Origin of the sequence: Commensalibacter oyaizuii (genome assembly GCF_029953265.1) — a bacterium.
GTDB lineage: Bacteria > Pseudomonadota > Alphaproteobacteria > Acetobacterales > Acetobacteraceae > Commensalibacter > Commensalibacter oyaizuii.
Map to the genome: position 1 here is coordinate 822,158 of NZ_JASBAO010000001.1, position 16,804 is coordinate 838,961.

Below are 16,804 nucleotides of genomic sequence, written 5' to 3' on the forward strand. Positions count from 1 at the left end.
ATTATGAACTATAATAAATTTCCCTTAATTTTTTCAAAAGAAAATAAGAACGTTGAATCCGTTTTGCAAAAGGTGTTTCACGTAAATAAACCAATTTTCCGTCAGGACGCAATTTCATATATCCATCCCCAATTCCTGCAACCCATTGGATCAATCCATTTGGATTTTTAAATTTTCCATTAAAGAACTGAACCACAACCCCCTTGGGACCAGCCTCAAGACGATGTACACCGATCTCTTTACATAATCGCTTTAATTTCATTACATCCAACAAGTTCGATACCTCATCAGGAATTGCACCAAAACGATCAATTAACTCGGCACGCATGGCCTCAATTTCATCTTCATTGACCATGTTTCCAATGCGACGATATAATCCAAGCCTTACAGGTAAATTAATAACGTATGTTTCGGGAATTAATACTGGCAGCCCCAAGACGATGTTAGGGCTCCAATCTTGGTCCTCAATGGTTTGGTTATTTTTCTCTGCTCGTAGGGCGGCCACGGTTTCTTCCAACATTTTTTGATATAATTCAACCCCGACCTCGCGAATATGGCCGGATTGCTCTTCCCCCAGCAGGTTCCCTGCCCCACGTAAATCCAAATCATGTGATGCAAGAGTGAAACCCGCCCCCAGATTATCCAGCGATTGCATAATCTCCAGACGTTTTTCTGAGTTTTTGGATAGAAAATGATTTTGCGGCCATGTTAAATAAGCATACCCTCGTTGTTTACCGCGCCCCACGCGACCACGCAATTGATAAAGTTGCCCCAGACCAAATCGATCTGCCTTGTAAATAATCAATGTATTTACCGATGGCATATCCAAACCACTTTCAACGATATTGGTCGACAGCAATACATCGTATTTTCCATCGCTAAACTCTGTCATTACTCGTTCCAGCTCGGTCGGGGTTAATCGCCCATGGGCCTGCACTAATCGTAAATCGGGAATAATATCTAGTAATTGTTCTTGTAGGGGTTGCAAATCTTGTAATCGTGGCACCACACAAAAAGCTTGTCCCCCACGAAAACGTTCACGTTGCAATGCTTCACGAATAACAATACGATCAAAAGGCATAATAAATGTTCGCACAGCCAATCGATCTACCGGTGGTGTTGCAATTAAACTGATTTCACGCATCCCAGTTAAAGAAAGCTGTAGCGTACGTGGCAAAGGTGTTGCTGATAGCGTCAAGACGTGAATATCTTCACGTAATGCCTTTAACTTCTCTTTATGCGCAACACCGAAATGTTGTTCTTCATCAATAATTAACATCCCTAAATTGGCAAATTGAATGTTTTTGGCCAACAGAGCATGCGTCCCAATCACAATATTTACAGAACCATCTGCAATCTCTTTTTTTACCTGGGTTGCTTCCTTGGCCGTTACCATCCGTGATAATTGTGCAATTTTAATGGGAAACCCTTCAAAACGTTTAATAAAGGTTCGATAATGCTGACGAGAAAGCAATGTTGTTGGCACAACCACCGCCACTTGTGATCCCCCCATTGCCACAATAAAGGCTGCGCGCAATGCAACCTCTGTCTTACCAAAACCGACGTCCCCACAAATCAAACGATCCATCGGACGACCAGAGGATAAATCCTGAAGAATATCTGCAACGGCTCTGGATTGATCTTCAGTTTCGATAAAAGGAAAACGTGCACAAAATTCTTCCCATAACCCCTCGGGCGGTATTTCGACTGAGGCTTCGCGCATCAAACGGGTTGCAGCTGTACGCAATAAAATGTCAGCCATATCCCGTATTCTGGCCTTCATAGTGGCTTTACGTTTTTGCCAGGCTGGACTGCCCAACTTATCTAATGCCACACCTGACTGATCCGATCCAAAACGGCTTAATAACTCAATGTTTTCAATAGGTAAAAAAAGCTTTTCCTCACCCTGATACATCAAAGAAAGACAATCGTGGGGTGCCCCACCGATCTCTAAATTAATTAAACCTTGGTAACAACCTATGCCATACTCTTGATGAACAACTAAATCCCCTTCACTGATTTCAGAGGCGGCTGCAATAAATTGTTCGGTTTTTTTACGTTGACGTTGGGGACGTGAAATCCGTTCACCCAGTAAATCTTGCTCGGAAACCAAAACAAAATCTTCAGCGACAAATCCATGATCCAAGCCAAGAGTTAATAAACCAACCGCACCCCCTTTAAATTGTTGTACCTCTTGCCAAGTTTCAATCGATTGGGTAAGAATTTTGTGTTCTTTTAATAAAGTAGTGATCCGTTCCTTTGACCCTTTACTCCAAGCAGCGACTAGGGTTTTACGACCTGCTGAATTCCATTCAGCCACACGTTTGCCAAAAAGGGAAAATACATTCTCACGCTCAGAAGGTGCTAGACTTTTGGCGAACATAATACCAGGTCTGCCCCCCACATCAACGCCTTCTGCCCCTTCGGGTTTAGCAAAAGGTTGAAATGAAAATACTTTATACTGGCCAATTAAATGATCCCATTCTTCACGATTTAAATAATGAAAGGATGGAGACAATGGACGATAGGGAACTTCTGTTGGTCTTACAGGTAATTTTCGAGCCTCATAATGATCAGTGATCATTTCCAATCGAGGTTGCAAACTTTCCTCAGCTTGATGAGCAAAGGATAAAGAAAGATTGGGAACATAATCAAAAAAAGTTTCCATCTTTTCATGAAACAAGGGTAACCAATGTTCAATCCCCTGATAACGCCTGCCATTAGAAATTGCATCATACAGTGGATCGCTAGTGGCGGTTGAACCAAATAACTCGCGCCATCTGGTTCGAAATCGTGCAATACTTTCTTCGTCAAGAGAATAATCCGCTGTAGGACGTAAAATTAACGCATCAATTGATCGGGTTGAGCGTTGGCTTAGTGGATCAAAACAACGAATTGAATCCACTTCGTCCCCAAATAAATCCAGACGCACGGGTTCATCCTCACCCGCTAAATAAATATCAAACAAGTGTCCACGAATTGCAAATTCCCCAGCCTCCATCACCGTGTCAGTACGATTGTATCCTTGGGATACCAATAACTCGACCAAGAACTCTTGATCTAGACTGTCCCCTTTTTTAAGATTTAAAGCACGACCTGAAAACACAGAACGCGGTGCAACTTTTTGAATTAATGCTGAAACAGTCGTTAAAACAATTCGTGGCGTTGTAACGGGTTCCAGTAAACGTGTCAGGGTTGCAACCCGTTCAGACGTAATAGTTTTATTGGGAGATACGCGATCATAAGGAAGGCAATCCCAACCAGGGAAACGTAATACTTCTAAGGTTGGATCGATAAAGTTGAGATAGTCAACCAATCTGGTCATTTCTGTGTCATTACGCGCCACATGGACCAGGGTCTTCTTGTCTTTAGTAAAACATTCCAGCGCATGACGACGTAATAAAAACGCGTCATACCCATCAGGCACACCCCATATTGGCAAAAAATGACGTTGCTGTTCTGAAGAGGCGTCCCCCATCCATCGTCTCCTTACTTATTGTTATTAGAATGTATTGTTTTAGCAAACTGAACCATTTGCTGCACCATTGGACTGTTAACATCCGCTGGTATTGACTTAAATCCTGTAAGCCATAAAGTCAAATCTGCATCCTCGAATGTCATAATTCGCTCTAATTCATCTAAATCTTGTTCATTCATATGATCGATATAATATTTGGCAAAAGAACCAATTAACAAATCTGCTTCAAACGTACCGCGATGATTGGCCTGATATAAAATACGACGTTTGCGAATCTCTAAAGGGGACATATTTTCTTTTTGCTCCATAATACAAGATATTCTATAGTGACAACATTCTTTTTATTCTAGCCGAGCCAATCCATGGTTACCCCCCCTCTTTCTGCAACCCTACATCTTTCCCTAGCCCCAATACTGGCACCTTTACATGATTTAGAAGGAATTGGTCCAAAGTTAAGCCAACTTATAAAACATGCGGTGGGAGGGGATCGAATTGTCGACTTATTATTTCACTTGCCTGATAATTTAGTTGATCGACGATATCGCCCTCAATTAAAAAATGCAATCCCTGGGAAAATTGTAACCATTAAAGTGCAAACGACCCATATTCAAAGACCCCAACGCAGTAAACAACCTTGGCGCGTCAATGTTACTGATGGAACGGGTACAGCAGAATTGGTCTTTTTTTCTCAATGGCAAGCAAAAAAGGTTCAAGCACAATCCTCTATCATTGTTTCTGGGTTGCTTGAAACATACAATAATCGCTTACAAATTACCAATCCCCATTACCTTGAGCCCATTGAAAATGAATATGCTGTTCCCTTAATTGAACCAGTATGGCCTTTAACTGCGGGATTATTTCACAAAAATCTTTACAAAGCCTTAAGGTTAGCATTAAAACGCTGCCCTGTATTGCCTGAGTGGCTGGATATAGAACTAATCAAACAACATCAATGGCCAACTTTTAAAGAAGCACTTCATTTATTACACTTCCCTGGGGATTTTCCTAATTTGTTTGATGATCAATCTTACGAAGCCGCGGCCAGCCGCGCACGTTCACGATTGGCTTTTGATGAATTATTTGCTCAACAATTAGCTATTGGACAGGCAAAACACTCTGTCCAACGAATTTCTGGCCGATCTTTAATTGGCAATCATAATTTAACTACTCAAGCCCTTAAAAACTTTGGCTTTCCCCTTACCCAAGCCCAAGAAAAAGCGATAAATGAGATCAAGCAAGACTTGGAACGTCCCTTTCGCATGTTACGATTATTACAAGGGGATGTTGGCGCAGGAAAAACAATCGTGGCACTTATCACCGCTTTGCATGCAGTTGAAGCCGGTTACCAAGTCGCTATTATGGCCCCAACAGAAATCTTGGCAAAACAGCATTTCCATACTTTTTCAAAGCTAGCCCCCGTTGAAAGTGTTTACCTTAGTGGTGCTGTTAAAGGAAATGCCCGTAAAGAGGTTCTAGAAAAGATCAAAGCTGGCAATGGGAAAATAGCCATCGGCACACACGCTTTATTTCAAGAAGGGGTAGAATTTAATAATCTGGCTTTAGTTATTATTGACGAACAACATCGCTTTGGTGTCGAGCAACGGATTAAACTAGGTGATAAAGGCGAAAATACTGATATTTTGGTTATGACTGCCACCCCTATTCCCAGAACCTTGCTATTAACACGGTGGGGGGAACTGCAAGTCAGCCGCTTGACCGAAAAACCTGTGGGGCGAAAACCTATACAAACCACACTGCATACCCTCAGTAGCATGGACAAAGTCATTCAAGGTATAGAACGCGCCCTTCATCAAGGCTGCCAAATCTTTTGGGTGTGTCCTTTGGTCGAAGAAAGTGAAGTTATGGATCTAGCAGCCGCCAAAGACCGCTATAACGCACTTAAACATTATTTTGGCGATCATCAGGTTGGTCTGGCCCACGGTCAACAAGAAAGCCAAGAACGTCAGAATGCACTGGATCAGTTTGCCCAAGGACACACCAAAATACTGGTTGCAACCACCGTTATTGAGGTTGGTGTTGATATTCCCAACGCTAATATTATGGTCATTGAACACGCCGAACGTTTTGGATTGGCACAATTGCATCAGCTACGCGGGCGTGTGGGACGGGGTTCAAAACAATCTTATTGTTTGTTGTTACATGATGATACGCTAAATTATACGGCAAAAAAGCGTCTTGCCTTATTACGAGACACTGAGGATGGTTTTTTAATTGCTGACGAAGATTTTAAAATTCGTGGCGGCGGAGAGGTCACTGGACGTAGGCAATCTGGATTACCAGATTTTAAAGTTGTAGACGAAATTCGATTAGAGCAGTGGATCAACCCCGCATGGCAACAGGCCCAACTGTGGATAGAACACGAAAAAACAGCTTCACCCACCCATAAAGAGGCAATAGAATGTTTGTTACGAATATTTGGTAAAAATGATTCTGGGCGGTTATTGCGTTCTGGATAATCAATTTAGTTAAGAAGTATAAACACATCTTTATGATTTACCTGTAAGCTATAAAAAACTTTAAGCATTTTGTGCGAAAACTGATTAAAATATAAAAAAAACTAAATTTTAGCAGCATTGCATGTGAAGCTCTTAAATTTGTGCCACCTATCGATGAAAAAATAAGCCCGTAACTATACTTTTTGATATATATTAACCAATAGCAAAAGAATATTACAACTGGGCACGTTACTAAAGAGATGCAGAAACTTATTAATAAGTATAAATTAAAAAAATGATCACAATCCATAGGATAAAATAGAGAAAATTCCGTCCCCAATGATAAACCTGTATAACAATAAGATGAACAAAGCGAACAAAAGTTCAAGGGTCTTTCGAAACTGGATGAAAAAACTTAATATTACTAATACGTCTATTAAATAGTATAAAAGCTATAAATAAAATCACTCCTACCTTGCTATTGATACTTTTTACATTCAGCAGCTGCTATTACCCACCCCACTTATAAAGCAAAGGCGTAACTATTGATAAGTGTATAAAAACCTTATTTTCCTTTGCTTTATGTCGATAAAAATTGCTTTAATTTTAAGCTAAGAGAAATTGTTTTCAGTATTCCATGAAAAGTTTGTGCTGTTTTTTTCCTTAAGTTGACTTTTCCCTCCAACACTCTCTGTTGTTGTTCCCAATATAACCCCTGCATTGATTAAACTACCTATTGATTGCGATAACTCTGAGGGCATCGCAACAATTTTAGTATTATTACTTTGGGATAAAGCGGACAAGGCATCCACATAACGTGTTGCTAATTGGAAATTTAAGGCGGCCTGCCCTCCTTCACCACTGATACTTTCTGCAAGAAGCTGGTTGGCCTTTTTTGTTCCCTCTGCCAAGGATATGGCAGCAGCGGCCTGCCTTGTCGCAGATTCTTGTTCGGCCTCAGCCCTTAAAATCGTGGACTGTTTGATCCCTTCTGCCTCTAAAATAGCGGCCTGTTTATTTCCTGCTGCTCTTGTTTCAATGGCTTTACGTTGACGTTCTGCAGCGGCTTGTTGCTCCATTGCCCCCTGCATCGAGGCCGAAGGGGCAATATCTTGAATCTCTATGGAGCGTAAAATTAATCCCCAGTCCGTCATTTGATCGGCCATAACACCCAACAATTCAGCCTTGATAATATCTCTGGAAGATAGACTTTCATCCAAATCCATTTTACCAATTGTTGCCCGCAACGACGTCATTGCAAGACTGGATGTTGCCTGTTCGTAATCTTCGACCCCGTAGGCTGCTTTTTGTGGATCGGCAATTTTTACGAAACAAATAGCATTCACTGTAACAACAGCATTATCACGAGTAATAACATCCTGACTGGGAACTTCTAGAATCTGATCTTTGTTTGATAAACGATAAGCAACCCTATCGATATAAGGAACAACAATATTTAATCCCGCGCCCAATGTTTGCTTGTATTTACCCAATCTTTCGACAATCCACTGCTGACCTTGGGGAACGATACGAACGCCTTTGGATAAAGTTACCACTACAGCAATTAATATCATAATAATTGCGACAAACCCTGTACTCATACAAAATTCCCTATACACATTTATATTGTTTGTTTTTTCTGAAAATCGACACGCAGCAAGGTAGGATTAATTTTTTCGGTAACGATTACACGCGTATCTGCGGGAATATAACTGTTAGAAATACAAGACCATTGTGACATTCCCTGAATGGGTTTTTGTAGCAATATTACCCCATTTTGTTGATCATCACATGCGGTTGCTAAAATTCCGATTTGCCCAACGATTTCATTATCAAAACTGTGATGAGGCGTATCACGTTTAGAAAACCATACCCACAACCCACTGCATATAATCACTGCGACGACCCAAAATAGGATTTGTAATTCAATCGATAAATTGGGATAAACGAATGATAAAATTGTGGGAACAATTGCTGCTAAAGCCATCCATGATGCAAAAAAGGTTGTGGTGCATAATTCTATAAGTAAAAAAGCCACCCCTATCACAACCCATATCCACCACAATGATTCGATATTCATTGATGCACCTCTTTACTTATCCCTATCATTACTACGAATGTGTCAGTCGTTTATACTAATTTCTACAAAATAGCTATAATTCAAATCAAATACAGTTTAATTGAAAAAATCCGATACGACATTTAAATGCAGATCAAAGTTGACATTTATTATCTAAATAGGTAGATCGGTCTACATACTGTTGTAATGGATATATTATGAAACACTCAAAGACCCCACCTATCAAAAATGCCAGAGAAAAAATATTAGATGCGGCTGCTAACTTGTTTTATGAACATGGCATCACAGCCACAGGTATCGATACCATCGTTAAAAAAGCAAATGTTGCCAAAAAAAGCCTTTACAATAACTTTGCCTCAAAAGCAGATTTAATTACGCAATACATTGACATTCGTCACCAAGAATGGCTGAATTTATACGAAAAACGACTGAGCCATGCCAATACATCTGTTGAAAAAATACTAGCCGTTTTTGATGCTTATATTGATCATGCTGAACGTGGGTACGATCATGGATTTCGAGGATGCGGATTATTAAATGCTGCTGCAGAATTGCCCGCCAACGCCCCAGGCAGAAAGATTGTCAAAAATCACAAGGAAACAATTGAAAAACTCCTCTACGATCATTTATGTGAATGTTCTGATTACAACCGTAGTCAGGCCGATATATTAGCCAAGCACTTGTCATTTTTATTGGAAGGTGCCATTACACGCTCTGGGTTAGCGGGGAACAGCGACTTAATCATTCAAGCCAAACAAATTGCTATTTCTTTGCTAGATCAATCATGAACAATCGTAATCATTCAAAACAATATATATACGGTATAGTTTGTATTATATTTTCTTCATTTTTATGGGGAACCACTGGGGTTGCTGCTACCTTTGCCCCTACTGTCAGTGCTATTGCCATCGGGGCCGCTGCCATGGGATTTGGGGGGTTATTACAAGCTGGATTTCACAGTCGTATAATTTGTAAATATAAATCTGCCTTGCGTAAACAGTGGATTTATATCGTATTGGGTGGACTTGCCGTTGCGATTTACCCGTTGGCTTTTTATAAATCCATGAACATGGCTGGGGTTGCTATTGGCAATGTTGTATCTATTGGTTCAGCCCCTATTATCACCGCCTTTATTGAAGCGATATTGGATCGTCAGAAAATCACTTTAAAATGGGGGACTGGGGCAATATTTGGATGTATAGGCATTGCATTATTATCATACCCCCATCATCAACAATCAGGGCACATAATATCCCAGACCAATTCAACAATGTTTATTGGTGTCGTCATGGGTTTAATTGCTGGATTCACATATGCATTTTATTCATGGGCTGCACGGCGATTGATTCAAAATAATATTCCGTCTCAGGCTGCTATGGGCAGTATATTTGGTATAGGTGGTACTTTATTAATGCCTGTTTTAATAGCAACAGGCGGCTCTTTTTTAACCTCTTGGCAAAATATCAGTGTTGGTATTTATATGGCGTGTATTCCGATGTTTTTAGGATATGTTGGTTTTGGTTATGGTTTAAAAAATGTAAAAGCCAGCATTGCAACCACTATTACTTTATTGGAACCTGTGGTTGCAACTCTTCTTGCGGTTACTATTGTCAAAGAACAGCTATCTCCCACAGGGTGGATGGGAATTACTTTGATCATCATTTGTCTAATTATTATCACATGGCCATCTAGAAAATTGATATCATGTCATTCTAAAAATCGTTTAATATCTTAGCCTTCTGCTGTGCGAACTCTTCTTGTGTCAAAATTCCTTTTTCCAAAAGAATCCCTAAACGTTCAAGGTCTGAAATTACGTCCTTATTCGTGGGAACACGATCTTCCGACACTACTTTTTGTTGGCGTAAAGCCTCGATTAAGGCATGTGCTGTATAAATAAATTCAAGAATTGTGTCTTTATTTTGATAAGCCACAAATTGGATCTGTTCGTTATTATCAATAACATCAATCCCTTTTCTTATTGTAAAGCTATAATATTCCAGCGAATTTATTTTTTCTAAATATATCGTCTTAATTGTTGGAAAAATAAACAATCTTCTTATGACAAAGATCATTCGATTTTTTAACAAAAACAATAAACTTTGCCCTAAATACTTATCCGCAGCAAGCGTATACCCCGTTAAGATACGGCGAATTTCTTCATCATTACCTAGCGATGATGTTAAAAGATCAAAGTATTTTTGATGTGCATTAAAACTAATGTTATTTAACCGAGCCACCCTTTGAAACTCTAGTGTTCGTTGCTGAACGGACGCATCTCTGAAATTAAATGACATTAATATACTACCTATTGATTATAAAAAGTGTCCTAAATTATCATGTCTTGTCAAAATCTCATGAATATTTTTTATAAAAATCGAATATCTTTTAAATAATCACGGCTGGCTTTAACATCAATTAAACTGCCATGCGCTTGTTTAGGGTCGCGCTCTTGCTCAATAGTGATAAAGCCCTCATATCCAATTTGTTTTAAAGCGTCTCTAATTTGAATATAATCTAAGACACCTTTACCAATCGGACACATTACCCCTTTACCACATGCATCAAAAAATCTGATTTTTTCTTGCATAACCTCATTAAATACGTCCAAGTTAATATCTTTGAAATGAACATAATCAATACGATCGTGGTATTTTAGGATCGTATCAGTAGGGTTCATTCCCGCGTAATAACAATGCCCTGTATCAATACATAATCCTGCAACCTGAATATCGATATCTTTAACCAATTGCTCAATTTCATCTGCAAATTCAATATATCCACCGGCATGGGGATGAATAACCGCCCTTACCCCATAATCAGCAGCACAATCAGCGATTAACCGAATATTTTCCATCATCCCCAACCAAACTGACCTAGATAAACGAGGGGCACGATCACTGTGCCCTGCGGCAAAATCACGTTCGTCATGGCCCCAATCCATAACCGTTAAATACGGCGTTTTATAATGCTGACGATTAAAAGCTTCGGGTTGAGGCAATTGGGATATAAGTTTACAAATCTGTTTTGTTTGATGCAACAGGGTTTCTCTATTATTTAATGAAACTAAATCATTAAAAATCGTCCCAGCTACTATGAATAAATCATATTGTTTTAATAATTTTGATATTAGTTCAATATCATTAGGGACATACCCATAGGGCCCTAACTCTAACCCCTTGTACCCTGCCAAAGATGCTTCTTTAAAAACGTTTAACCAATCGGGAATATTTGGATTATGAACATCATCCACCCCCCAACAACAAGGTGCCGTTGTTATTTGAATATTCAAGCCACCCATTTTAAATCCTTAATCTATTTCTTTGCAATATAAGATCAATATTTATGGATTATAGCAAAACAATCTTTTGTTATATGAAACGATAAGTATTCGAAAATTGTTATAATGATATTCAGTATATTATAAACATACGGTCACAAGCTCTTTATATAAGTATGACTTTTATGAATTAAAATTTACGATATTATTTGAGTTTAATAATGTGAATTAATCAAAAAAAGTCAGCCTCTGTATTAAAGCTGACTTTCTCTTGCTTAATATATAAAGAGATCTATTTACTTTTCGTCCAAATACCGCATTAGTAATGCGTATTCCAATTTGATATCTTCTTTAATGGGAATGTAGACTGTGTGACTATTACCAGGGGCTATGTTCGTTGCCTCACCTTTGGTATTTTCCATAGTTTCAAGAACGAAACTGATATTTCCATTAGGGGTCATCATTTCTAGGCGATCCCCAACTTCAAAGCGGTTTTTTACAGTTACTTCGGCTAAACCATTTTGTCGTTGCCCTGTGAACTCTCCCACAAATTGCTGCTTGATAGAAACAGAAGAACCTGTTTCATAGTTTTGATAATTGTTATGTTTATGACGTTGAAGAAACCCTTCTGTATAACCACGGTGCGCCAAAGATTCCAACGTATTCATCAAACTTGAGTCAAATGGACGCCCAGCAATCGCATCATCAATTGCTTTGCGATAAACCTGCGCTGTACGAGCAACGTAATAATGAGATTTCGTGCGTCCCTCAATTTTTAAAGAATATACCCCTATATTGACCAACCGTTCCACATGTTGAATGGCACGCAAATCTTTAGAGTTCATGATGTAAGTACCATGTTCATCTTCAAAAGCGGTCATTTCTTCCTCAGGTCTGGTACCTTCACGCAAAATAAAGACTTTGTCCGTTGAAGGTCCCTCACCTAATGTTGGTTGAATGTCTTCTGCCTGTTGACAGCATCCATCCTCTTGTTCGGATTGCTTGGAAACAATTTCCCCAATCTCGTTTTCAATGCCTTCTTCAACACCGTATTTCCAGCGACATGCGTTCGTACAGGTTCCTTGGTTTGCGTCTCGATGATTAATATACCCTGACAACAAGCATCGCCCAGAATAGGCCATACACAAAGCCCCATGCACGAAGACCTCTAATTCAATGTCTGGCACATGTTGATGAATTTCTTCAATTTCTTTTAAAGATAATTCACGTGATAAAATAACCCGTGTTAGCCCCAGTTGCCGCCAAAATTTAACCGTTGCCCAATTGACTGCATTGGCCTGAACAGACAAATGCACTGCCATGTCTGGAAATGCTTCACGAACCATCATAATCAATCCAGGATCAGACATTATCAAAGCATCCGGTCCCATTGCTACAACAGGTTCTAAATCCTTAATAAATGTTTTTAATTTTGCATTATGAGGGGCAATGTTTACCACCACATAAAAACATTTTCCTTGAGCATGAGCCTCATCAATCCCAATTTTAAGATTTTCATGATTAAACTCATTATTTCGCACTCTTAAACTGTAACGCGGTTGGCCAGCATAGACAGCATCAGCACCATAAGCAAAGGCATAACGCATGGATTTTAACGTCCCAGCAGGGCTTAAGAGTTCAACTTTTAAAGGGTTTGACATAGAGTAACAACTGATTTTTTAAATTGAAGAAAAGATCTTTTAACAAATTATGTAAAGATTTTAAATGTTTTTATAAAAAACTTTATCAAAATTATCGTTCCTATATAATTTATTTCTAAGACTAAAGGTTGAAATGATGGGTTCTTATCAAATCAAGTAAGGCACGCAATGCCTTTGGTAACTGACGACGATTAGAATAATACAGATGAAAAGCTTCCCCTACTGATCCCCATTCAGGTAAAACCCTAACCAAGGTCCCATTTGCCAATTGTTCTGCCACTCTACATTCCAAATTATAGCAAATACCGCCATTATTCTGGGCTATTTCAATTGAAAGAATGGTTTCATTTACAATCATTGACCATTCTGTTGAAATAACATGCCTTTCTTTTCCCTTTTCCAACTCCCAATGATAAATTTTACCATTTCCCATTCTGGTTCCAATACATTGATGATGATAAAGGTCTTGAGGCGTATTTAATGGTGGGGCTGATTTTAAATAATCTGTGGATGCAACAATAATCCAATTTAAAGGATTACAAAGCCGCAAAGCAATCATATCTTCTGGGATAATATCTCCGTAGCGAATACCCGCATCAAAACCATTATTAATAATATCGATCACATTATCCTGCACAGCTATTTCAAGCCTAACATTGGGATACATTATGTTATATTTAGCAAGAATAGGTGCCAAAACAAGTCTTGCAGCATCGCTAAGAACACTAATTCTTAAAAGTCCCGCAGGATGATCACGGTAACGGTTAAGCGCTTCTAACCCCGTTTCTATTTCTGCAAAACCAAGGGTAACAGCATTTAACAATTCCTGCCCTGCTGGTGTCAACATTATACGACGATTGGTTCGATGAAATAGACGGACACCTTGGCGTTCTTCTAAATTACGCATCGCACGACTTAACGCTGACGCAGAAATATCCAATTTATCCGCCGCTTTGCGAAACCCACCCTCTTCTGCGATAAGTCGGAATAAATTTAAATCACCCAAGTCACTGCGCGTTAATGACAACATGATACCCTCAGCTATTCATAAAAGAGTTTTTCTACTTAAAACAATTTTTAGAAGCGATAACTTCAGATTAACACTATGTACAATTTTAGTTCATTGAAAAAGATAATTCTATTCGTTACTTAAATTGTTAAAGCGCGCTCCATTTAATTTTCGTGAAATATTCAAGCAGGATTAAATATAGAGTGATCAATATGAATGTTATTACTTCAATCAACACCAATAAGGACACAAATACGTGGATAGCACATTTTGTTTTAGCCTTGGGTGGATTATTTATCGGTACAGGTGAATTTGCCGCAATGGGGTTATTACCCAATATTGCGCAAACATTTGATGTCACTATACCTACTGCAGGTCATTTAGTCAGTATTTATGCTTGTGGTGTTATTGTGGGCTCTCCATTACTGGCTATTATTGGTGCCAATATGGAACGTCGGCGATTGCTCTATATATTGGCACTTCTTGTTATAATTGGCAATGCAGCCTCAGCAATGGCCTCTAATTTTGGTTTAGAGGCCATTGCCAGGTTTATTGCTGGTTTACCCCATGGGGCTTATTATGGTACCGCTGGATTGGTTGCAACAACATTAGTGCCATCTCACCAACGCACCCAAGCCATTGGCAGAGTTATGCTGGGACTGGCTGCCGCAAATTTAGCAGGCGTTCCATTAGTCACATGGATGGGACAATTATGGGGTTGGCGGGCTACATTCACTTTGATCAGTATCGGAGGAATATTATTAATAACCCTACTTCCCCTGACCATTCCACAAATTAAAATTGACCAGAAAATTTCACCATTGCAAGAAATCTCTACTTTTAACTCTGTGCAAGTATGGCTGACCTTAGCAACAGCTGCTGTTGGTTTTGGTGGAATGTTTGCGGTTTATAGCTATATCACACCAACGTTAATGTATGTTACTCATCAATCCGAAGTTCACGTTCCTTTTTTCTTAGCACTGTGGGGATTAGGAATGATTATTGGAAATATTATTGGTGCTTGGTTTGCGGATCAGTCCCTGATAAAGACAATCTTTGGCCTGTTAATTTGGAATGCCCTTTTCCTTGCTATATTCACTTTAACTGCCCACTCATCTTTTCTAGTTGGAAGTTGTTTATTTTTAATAGGCACAGGCTTTGCACTCGTTCCAACACTTCAAGCACGATTAATGGATATTGCCCCCAAAGCACAAACCTTGGCATCAGCAATGAATCATTCAGCCTTTAACCTTTCAAATGCTATAGGTGTCTGGACTGGGGGATTTGCAATTTCATCAGGGTTCGGATGGGCATCAATTGGCATGGTTGGATCAATACTAGCCATCTGCGGATTACCCATTTTTATTCTATCCATCACTATCAAAAACAAAGTAAACCGCTAATTCATACTGCATAAAAAAAAGGGTTAGGTAATTTTCTAAACCCTTCTTATTTCTAGAAAAAAATCGCCTTAATCTAATGCGTCACAGCCTCTTGTAAACGACGCACAACACGCTCACGACCCATCAAGGGCAATAGTCCCTTCATTTCTGGTCCTTTTTCTTCGCGGGTTAAAGCCATTCGTAATGGATGAAATAATGCCTTACCTTTACGGCCACTTATCTCTTTTAATGCACTGGTCCATTGCCCCCATGTTTCTTCATTCCAAGGGACTGGAGGCAAGCAATCCAAAGCTGATTTCAAATATGGTTTATCTTCTTCTTCAACCTCAGGAATAATATCTTCATGCACCAAATCCCACCAATATCGTGCCTCACTAAGAATATCGATATTTGGACGCACAACGTTCCAAAATTCCTCGGTAATTGAAGAAGGCAGGCGTCCTTTCACCTCGTCAAATGTCATAGTGTGTAGACACTTTTTATTCAATATTAGCATTTGCTGAATATCAAAGCGTGCAGGTGAACGCGAATAAGTTGAAAGATCATAGTCTTGCGCTAATTCGTCTATACTTAATAATTGTGGATCACGAGAGGTCCCTAAACGTGCAAGATAAGAAACGATCGCTTTTGATTCAAGACCATCTTCGCGCAACTCTTTTAAAGAAACGCTGCCCAAACGTTTTGATAATTTTCCACCATCCGCATCCATTAATAACGGTAAATGCGCAAATTCGATTTTATTTGGCTGGCCTGTCAATGCTTCAATTAAATCGATTTGCACCCCTGTATTCGTAACATGATCTTCACCACGGATAATATGGGTAATTCCCGTTTCCAAATCATCTACTACAGATGCTAAGGTATATAAAACGGTTCCGTCTGCTTTAATCATAATTGGATCGGAGATTGAGGTTAACTTGACCCGACATGGTCCCATAACCATGTCATTCCATTTCATTTCTCGATTAGACAGTAAAAAACGCCAATGCGGTTTTTTCCCATTTGCCTCGGCTTCGGCACGCTGTTCTGGGGTTAACTTCAACATTGCACGGTCATAAATGGGGGGTTTGTTTTGACGGCGGCGCAATTCCCGTTTAAAATCTAATTCTTCCTTGGTTTCAAAGCAAGGATATAAACGCCCCGACTGTTTTAATTTTTCAATAGCTAGATGATACCGCTCCATTCGTTCGGATTGGCGCATATATTCATCCCATCCCAATCCAAACCATTCCAGTGCCTTGTGAATTTCACGTACATACTCTTCTTTTGAGCGTTCAACGTCAGTATCATCAATACGCAACATAAATTTACCCCCATGACGGCGGGCAAACAAACCATTGGCAACAGCTAATCGCGCATTTCCAACATGCATTAAACCTGTAGGACTTGGGGCAAAACGTAACTTCATCTTCAAAACTTAATTCTTAAAAAATTATAAGG

At 39.4% G+C, this 16,804-nt stretch carries 13 protein-coding genes; 4 read left to right on the forward strand and 9 right to left on the reverse strand.

The genetic code is table 11. The annotated features are described in order from the left end of the window. Window position 1 precedes the first annotated feature (1 nt). Window positions 2-3,478: a transcription-repair coupling factor gene (mfd, locus tag QJV27_RS03635; protein WP_281447615.1), complete on the reverse strand. Its 3,477-nt coding sequence runs from the start codon at window positions 3,476-3,478 to the stop codon at window positions 2-4. 11 nt (window positions 3,479-3,489) lie between these two features. Then, window positions 3,490-3,768 (reverse strand): succinate dehydrogenase assembly factor 2, encoded by a 279-nt coding sequence (locus QJV27_RS03640; protein WP_281447616.1) that lies wholly within the window; start codon window positions 3,766-3,768, stop codon window positions 3,490-3,492. A 72-nt stretch (window positions 3,769-3,840) separates the two neighbouring features. On the opposite strand from QJV27_RS03640, the gene recG reads away from it, so the two are divergent. Further along, complete coding sequence (gene recG / locus QJV27_RS03645; RefSeq protein ID WP_281447617.1) at window positions 3,841-5,955, forward strand: ATP-dependent DNA helicase RecG; 2,115 nt, start codon at window positions 3,841-3,843, stop codon at window positions 5,953-5,955. 590 nt (window positions 5,956-6,545) lie between these two features. On the opposite strand, the gene QJV27_RS03650 is transcribed toward recG, so the two are convergent. Together QJV27_RS03650 and QJV27_RS03655 are read right to left on the reverse strand one after the other, a co-directional pair. Next, a complete protein-coding gene (locus QJV27_RS03650) occupies window positions 6,546-7,535 on the reverse strand; it encodes an SPFH domain-containing protein (protein ID WP_281447618.1) in 990 nt (329 codons plus the stop codon). A gap of 20 nt (window positions 7,536-7,555) precedes the next feature. Next, the gene (locus QJV27_RS03655) at window positions 7,556-8,014 is read right to left on the reverse strand and encodes an NfeD family protein (RefSeq protein ID WP_281447619.1); all 459 of its coding nucleotides are present in this window, start codon (window positions 8,012-8,014) and stop codon (window positions 7,556-7,558) included. 197 nt (window positions 8,015-8,211) lie between these two features. Between QJV27_RS03655 and QJV27_RS03660 the strand changes: the two genes are divergently transcribed. Beyond that, complete coding sequence (locus tag QJV27_RS03660) at window positions 8,212-8,802, forward strand: TetR/AcrR family transcriptional regulator (RefSeq protein ID WP_281447620.1); 591 nt, start codon at window positions 8,212-8,214, stop codon at window positions 8,800-8,802. Further along, complete coding sequence (locus QJV27_RS03665) at window positions 8,799-9,749, forward strand: DMT family transporter (RefSeq protein ID WP_281447621.1); 951 nt, start codon at window positions 8,799-8,801, stop codon at window positions 9,747-9,749. The genes QJV27_RS03660 and QJV27_RS03665 overlap by 4 nt, the downstream gene beginning before the upstream one ends. Here the strand turns inward: QJV27_RS03665 and QJV27_RS03670 are convergent. From QJV27_RS03670 to QJV27_RS03685, 4 genes are all read right to left on the reverse strand, one after another. Continuing rightward, window positions 9,727-10,308: an SHOCT domain-containing protein gene (locus QJV27_RS03670; RefSeq protein WP_281447622.1), complete on the reverse strand. Its 582-nt coding sequence runs from the start codon at window positions 10,306-10,308 to the stop codon at window positions 9,727-9,729. The genes QJV27_RS03665 and QJV27_RS03670 overlap by 23 nt on opposite strands. 71 nt (window positions 10,309-10,379) lie before the next feature. After that, entirely contained in the window at window positions 10,380-11,312 is a 933-nt protein-coding gene (locus QJV27_RS03675; protein ID WP_281447623.1) for a TIM barrel protein, read from the reverse strand. Between the two features lie 275 nt (window positions 11,313-11,587). Beyond that, window positions 11,588-12,952 (reverse strand): prephenate-dependent tRNA uridine(34) hydroxylase TrhP, encoded by a 1,365-nt coding sequence (gene trhP / locus QJV27_RS03680; RefSeq protein ID WP_281447624.1) that lies wholly within the window; start codon window positions 12,950-12,952, stop codon window positions 11,588-11,590. Window positions 12,953-13,073: 121 nt separating this feature from the next. Beyond that, on the reverse strand, window positions 13,074-13,982 hold the full coding sequence (locus QJV27_RS03685) for a LysR family transcriptional regulator (protein WP_281447625.1): 909 nt from the start codon (window positions 13,980-13,982) through the stop codon (window positions 13,074-13,076). Between the two features lie 191 nt (window positions 13,983-14,173). On the opposite strand from QJV27_RS03685, the gene QJV27_RS03690 reads away from it, so the two are divergent. Then, window positions 14,174-15,364, forward strand: coding sequence for an MFS transporter (locus tag QJV27_RS03690; protein ID WP_281447626.1), 1,191 nt, complete (start codon window positions 14,174-14,176; stop codon window positions 15,362-15,364). A gap of 73 nt (window positions 15,365-15,437) precedes the next feature. On the opposite strand, the gene gltX is transcribed toward QJV27_RS03690, so the two are convergent. Further along, window positions 15,438-16,772, reverse strand: coding sequence for a glutamate--tRNA ligase (gene gltX, locus QJV27_RS03695; protein ID WP_281447627.1), 1,335 nt, complete (start codon window positions 16,770-16,772; stop codon window positions 15,438-15,440). Window positions 16,773-16,804 lie beyond the last annotated feature (32 nt).

Bases quoted from the DNA above. Each gene is read 5' to 3' on its own strand.
- gltX (WP_281447627.1), bottom strand. From the start codon at position 16,772: ATGAAGTTACGTTTTGCCCCAAGTCCTACAGGTTTAATGCATGTTGGA.
- QJV27_RS03655 (WP_281447619.1), bottom strand. From the start codon at position 8,014: ATGAATATCGAATCATTGTGGTGGATATGGGTTGTGATAGGGGTGGCT.
- QJV27_RS03675 (WP_281447623.1), bottom strand. From the start codon at position 11,312: ATGGGTGGCTTGAATATTCAAATAACAACGGCACCTTGTTGTTGGGGG.
- recG (WP_281447617.1), top strand. From the start codon at position 3,841: ATGGTTACCCCCCCTCTTTCTGCAACCCTACATCTTTCCCTAGCCCCA.
- QJV27_RS03670 (WP_281447622.1), bottom strand. From the start codon at position 10,308: ATGTCATTTAATTTCAGAGATGCGTCCGTTCAGCAACGAACACTAGAG.
- mfd (WP_281447615.1), bottom strand. From the start codon at position 3,478: ATGGGGGACGCCTCTTCAGAACAGCAACGTCATTTTTTGCCAATATGG.
- QJV27_RS03665 (WP_281447621.1), top strand. From the start codon at position 8,799: ATGAACAATCGTAATCATTCAAAACAATATATATACGGTATAGTTTGT.
- QJV27_RS03685 (WP_281447625.1), bottom strand. From the start codon at position 13,982: ATGTTGTCATTAACGCGCAGTGACTTGGGTGATTTAAATTTATTCCGA.
- QJV27_RS03640 (WP_281447616.1), bottom strand. From the start codon at position 3,768: ATGTCCCCTTTAGAGATTCGCAAACGTCGTATTTTATATCAGGCCAAT.
- QJV27_RS03650 (WP_281447618.1), bottom strand. From the start codon at position 7,535: ATGAGTACAGGGTTTGTCGCAATTATTATGATATTAATTGCTGTAGTG.
- QJV27_RS03660 (WP_281447620.1), top strand. From the start codon at position 8,212: ATGAAACACTCAAAGACCCCACCTATCAAAAATGCCAGAGAAAAAATA.
- trhP (WP_281447624.1), bottom strand. From the start codon at position 12,952: ATGTCAAACCCTTTAAAAGTTGAACTCTTAAGCCCTGCTGGGACGTTA.
- QJV27_RS03690 (WP_281447626.1), top strand. From the start codon at position 14,174: ATGAATGTTATTACTTCAATCAACACCAATAAGGACACAAATACGTGG.